The 3,881-nt window shown below is 57.7% G+C and carries 4 protein-coding genes; 2 read left to right on the forward strand and 2 right to left on the reverse strand.

The genetic code is table 11. The features are described from left to right. Positions 1–234 precede the first annotated feature (234 nt). Positions 235–579 (forward strand): DUF5666 domain-containing protein, encoded by a 345-nt coding sequence (locus ABSG47_RS20470; RefSeq protein ID WP_424172295.1) that lies wholly within the window; start codon positions 235–237, stop codon positions 577–579. A 27-nt stretch (positions 580–606) separates the two neighbouring features. Here the strand turns inward: ABSG47_RS20470 and ABSG47_RS20475 are convergent, their stop codons facing one another. Further along, on the reverse strand, positions 607–1,773 hold the full coding sequence (locus ABSG47_RS20475) for a multiheme c-type cytochrome (protein ID WP_424172298.1): 1,167 nt from the start codon (positions 1,771–1,773) through the stop codon (positions 607–609). Continuing rightward, complete coding sequence (locus tag ABSG47_RS20480) at positions 1,739–2,923, reverse strand: tetratricopeptide repeat protein (protein ID WP_424172301.1); 1,185 nt, start codon at positions 2,921–2,923, stop codon at positions 1,739–1,741. The genes ABSG47_RS20475 and ABSG47_RS20480 overlap by 35 nt, the downstream gene beginning before the upstream one ends. 218 nt (positions 2,924–3,141) lie before the next feature. Here ABSG47_RS20480 and ABSG47_RS20485 point away from each other — a divergent pair. After that, the coding region (locus tag ABSG47_RS20485) for an arginase (RefSeq protein ID WP_424172303.1) at positions 3,142–3,881 on the forward strand (740 nt) is incomplete at its 3' end.

Here is a 3,881-nt window from a genome sequence, read left to right on the forward strand (position 1 = left end):
CGAGCCACTGAAGAACTCTGGAAGGAAATCGGCAAACTCCTCGATACCATCACCGCCGAAGAATGCGCGAACTATTTTGCCTCGTCCGGATATGTAAGCACTTAAATTGAAAATGCTCTAGTCCAATTACCGTTGCGGCGCAGCCGGCGAATTACTTAAATGGCAAAATAACGAACATCTCGGGTTCGGTTATTTCTGCCAGCGGGTCGGGTTTCACGTTGCAACTGGATGACTATGTGGTTGCTACTGCACCCTATAACATTGACATACAACGTCGACAGCAGCACTGCGTATCAGGGCATCAGCGGCCTCTCATCTCTTGCCGCGGGAATGTCTGTAAATATGGACGCCGAGATTCAATCGGACGGCTCCATGTTGGCAACGCGCGTCTATGTTCCGAACCCCAACAGCCGTAGACACGATGTCTACGGCAGCAATGCAGCGCAAATGCTCAACACAGCCCCGATTAGTGCTGGTGGCCTTTTCGGTTCCATGGGTTTCTCTTCAATGACAACGGCGCTTCGCGAATGGATTGTGATGAAGCGATGGATGGAGTCGCGGACTAGCCGAACGGGGTGATTTTCAGGTGGTTTTAAGCTGGTTTCATCAGTCCGGATACTCCTCGCCGGCGCGTACGATGCGGATCTGGTGATCGGTGAAGACGCCGTGGCCGCCGGGCAGTGTGACCTTGGGCATGTGGCAGGAGATACATTTTGTCTTGCTTACCGGGCAGGTCTTCGCCACAACAGTTGAGGCTGTTTCTTTTGCTTCAGCCGTTGCCGCATGTGACTCGGCTGTCGCGTGGCAGGCAAGGCATTTCGAGTCGTAGAACTCGACGCTGGTGCTCTCAGGCTGGTGCGGATCATGACAGGCCAGGCAGCTGATTCTGCGGTCTGTGCCCAGGAAGCATCTGCTGTTTGCCAGCCTGTAGGGCTGGAAGCGCACATCGGCTTCTCCATGCCAGCGGTTGCGCACAGCCATATCCCATGTGCGATGGCATTGGCCGCAAAATTCCGAGGTTTCCTCGGCGTTCATGGTCTTCAACGATTTTGGACGGCTGGTAAAGTTGCCGTGCAGCGCATCCGACATGTGCTGATCGGAGCCCTCATGGCAGCGTTCGCACCCCAGGCCCAGACGAAGCCGGTCGAAGGTCAGCTTCTCGCCCTCGGTGGCGTGAGTGGCATGGCAGTTGAAGCATTGCAGAAGTTCCCACTGTGAAACCTTGCGGCCGATGGCATCCGTGAGATTGTGCAGCTCCAGGTTTTCGTCGCCGGGGGTGGCGCCCAGAGCCTGTTCCAGGTGGAAGTAACTCACTGCGCTTTCGTAGTAAGCTCCATCCTTCTCAAGCACCCATGTGTGTGAGTGTTGGCCGAAGATCCAGTGAATGGGCAGAGTGAGTGAAGTTTGACCGTCTGAGACTGTGTAGGTGGGCGCAGCGCCCTTGGATTCGACGGTATAGGAGTAAGGGCCCACCTGCGCGTGAAGGCTGGGGTGAGCTTTCAGAACGGGATCAGCGCCCTCCGGCACAAGCGCATTCTGCATGGCTGCGTGTGAATAGGATGAAACGACTGCCGCATGGCATTGTGCGCATCCTGCGCTCGTAGCCGCTGCACTTGGCGAACTGGATGGGTGCGATTCCGATGGGCGCGATCCAGCCGACGCCGTTCCTTCCAGGCGCACGCCGCTCAGCAGCAGGAGCACGGTGACGACAGCCGCAGTCGCGAGCAAAATGCGAAGGCTACTTTTCCAGGCGGAGGCAAGCCATGCGCTCACGATATTCGTCCTCCCTTCGTCCGGTTCGGGAGTAGAGCGCGGCCATGGCCATGTGAGCCTCGAGATTGTTGGGGTCACGCGCCAGCACCTGGTTGAGCAGCTCCTCTGCGCGCTTGAGATCGCCCGGCGCAATTCCAGTTTCAATCAGGCATCTGCCAAGCGCAATCTGCGCCATCTCCAGATCGGGCTTCTGCTCCACGGCTTTCTCTGCCTCGGGCCTGGCCTCGGCAAACCGTCCGGCAATCATCAACGTGAAAGCCAGCACCGCGCGCGCATAACCGTTATCCGGCATGGCCGATACTTCATTGCGGATGGCGTCAATGGCGAGACTGGAGCGGTCGCGATAAAGCAGAGTTGCGTAGAAGAGATAGAGCTGGGGCGAAGAGGGATATTGCGTAAACAGAGTATTGAACAATCTTTGAGCGCCTTCATTGTCACCCGAGAGAAAGGTGTAGGTCGCCTTGCCAACATCTTCCAGCATGGGCCGTTGCTGCGTGGTGACCTCGCTCATCAGGACTGCTGTTCTGGTTCCAACCAATCCCAGGCCCACCAGGAGATCTGAATTTTCGATATGGCGATCGGCAAAAAACTGGTACTGCTTCATCGCATCGTCAAAGCGTCCCGCGCGCGTAAGAAGTTGCGCGTAGTGGAAGCGAATGATCTGCTCGTTGTGCGGATCGTTGGCCGCGCCATGCAAAACCGCCTGCTCCAGATCGCGCAGCGCGTCGTCATACGCGCGGGTGTCAAACTCACTCAATCCCCGCAAAGCCATGACTGGCGGAACGCCGGGCTGGAGCTTAAGGAAACTGGTGAAAGCCGCAGAGGCGTTCGCATACTGATCGGAGCTGTAGTTGAGCAAGCCGAGATAAAACCATCCCTCAGCCCAATCCGGTTTTTGTTGCACGGCCTGCTGATAGAGATCGATTGCCGCTGGCAGATTCCCGGCGTTGCGTGCGGCTCCTGCACGCTGCGCGAGTTCGTCAAACGACGTGGAGCCCTGCGCACCGAGGCGAGCCGGACCGATGAAGAGCAGCGTGCAAAGAAAGAAGAGTGAGGGAAGCAGAACGAAAAGATGGAATGACCGTGAACCCGCCACGGAGCGAAGGCGTGTACTTCCGTCGCGAGAATCAATGGCTGGTGCGGCAATCATTCCTAATCCGATTATCTCGCCCCATTATAACGTGCGGACATAACTTCTTGGCCGGGTACGAAGTTGAAGAAAACAAGGAAGATGAGCATTGAGCGCAGGAGGATTCGTTCAAGCCGCCGACCAATCTTGGTGCGGTTCTGTTTTAATAGCGGGTCTGGGTTTAGAGCCCATGCGTGACCATGTTTCAGAATCGTATTTCAGGATGGGAGCGGGTTTGTATGTCCGGAAGCAGTGAAAACATCTTAAAGACGCCAACGTTTGCTTATGGAAGTCCACAGGCAGCGCCTGTCCGCAAGATTCGTGTGCTTGGTGTTCCGCTGGATATGGGCGCCAGCCGTCGCGGGGTGGATATGGGCCCCTCTGCCATGCGTGTGGCTGGCCTTGAGGCTCGGCTTGAGGCGCTGGGGCATCAGGTGACGGATGGCGGCAACATTCGTGTGGAGATTGCGGAGACGCAGGCGCTGGGCAGCAAGAGCGCGCGCTACCTGAAGCAGATTGCGGAAACCTGCGAGCACACGGCGGAAGCCGTGGTGAAGACGCTGGGGGATGGCATGACTCCGCTGCTGCTGGGAGGCGATCACTCGCTTGCGGCTGGTTCCGTGTCGGGCGTTGCGGAGTTTTATCGCAGGCAGGATCAGAAGATCGGTGTGATCTGGATTGACGCGCACACGGACATCAATACGCCGGAGTCTTCGCTCTCCGGCAACGTTCATGGAATGCCGCTGGCTGCGCTGTTGGGGTTGGGGCCGGAGCGGCTGGCGAATCTGTTTGACTACAGCCCCAAGATTGCGCCTCAGAATACGGTCCTGATCGGCGTGCGCGACATTGACACGGCGGAGCGGGAAAACCTTCGCCGCGCGGGCGTAACGGAGATTTATACGATGCGGGACATTGACGAGCGCGGCATGCGGGTTGTGATGGAGAGGGCTTTGCGCGCGGCAAGCAAGGGAACGGCGGG

Origin of the sequence: Occallatibacter sp., assembly GCF_049510455.1 — a bacterium.
Classification (GTDB): domain Bacteria; phylum Acidobacteriota; class Terriglobia; order Terriglobales; family Acidobacteriaceae; genus Telmatobacter.

What these genes read in the sequence shown, in the direction of transcription:
- ABSG47_RS20470 (WP_424172295.1), top strand. Translation starts at nt 235, where the DNA reads ATGTGGTTGCTACTGCACCCTATAACATTGACATACAACGTCGACAGC.
- ABSG47_RS20480 (WP_424172301.1), bottom strand. Translation starts at nt 2,923, where the DNA reads ATGATTGCCGCACCAGCCATTGATTCTCGCGACGGAAGTACACGCCTT.